The sequence below is a fragment of the Flagellimonas meishanensis genome (assembly GCF_019880545.1).
Lineage (GTDB): Bacteria > Bacteroidota > Bacteroidia > Flavobacteriales > Flavobacteriaceae > Flagellimonas > Flagellimonas meishanensis.
Map to the genome: position 1 here is coordinate 1 of NZ_JAINVW010000005.1, position 1,089 is coordinate 1,089.

The window sequence follows — 1,089 nt, forward strand, 5'->3', positions numbered from 1 at the left end:
TGGCCGCCGCCGCTGACGACGACATCAGTGCCGCGAGCTTCGACTCCCCGACGAACACCCTGAGGATCGACGAGGGCACGAGCTTCGTGACGGCCGACCTGAGCGACCTTGATGACAGTGCGGGCGTTGCCGCGAACGCCGCGGACATCGCCACCAACACTGCCGACATCGCAACGAATACGACGGACATCGCGACGAACACAGCGGACATTGCAACGAATACCGCCAACATCGCAACGAATACCGCCGACATCGCGACGAACACTGCCGACATCGCCACCAACACGGCCGACATCGCCACCAACACTGCGGACATCGCGACGAACACTGCGGACATCGCCACCAACACGGCCGATATAGCCACCAACACTGCGGACATCGCAACGAATACCGCCGACATCGCGACCAACACAACGGATATCGCGAACCATATCGCCAACGACCTTGACACGGACGCGACCAACGAGCTCTCGGACGTGCAATTGACGGGCACCACTTTGGAACTGACCAACGCCGCCGCCGGTGCCACCGGGGTTGACCTTGACGCCACCTTTGCCACGGACGCCGAACTGGCCGCCGCCGCTGACGACGACATCAGTGCCGCGAGCTTCGACTCCCCGACGAACACCCTGAGGATCGACGAGGGCACGAGCTTCGTGACCGCTGACCTTAGCGACCTTGATGACAGTGCGGGCGTTGCCGCGAACGCCGCGGACATCGCCACCAACACTGCCGACATCGCAACGAATACCGCGGACATCGCGACGAACACTGCGGACATCGCCACCAACACTGCCGACATCGCAACGAATACGACGGACATTGCAACGAATACCGCCGACATCGCGACCAACGCGACCGACATTGCGAACCATATCGCCAACGACCTTGACATGGACGCGACCAACGAGCTCTCGGACGTGCAATTGACGGGCACCACTTTGGAACTGACCAACGCCGCCGCCGGTGCCACCGGGGTTGACCTTGACGCCACCTTTGCCACGGACGCCGAACTGGCCGCCGCCGCTGACGACGACATCAGTGCCGCGAGCTTCGACTCCCCGACGAACACCCTGAGGATCGACGAGG

1 protein-coding gene is annotated in these 1,089 nt (G+C 62.8%); it reads left to right on the forward strand.

The features are described 5' to 3' along the window. Positions 1–1,089 (forward strand): hypothetical protein (locus K7G75_RS14710; protein WP_222985044.1); only part of this gene is annotated, 1,089 nt, incomplete at both ends.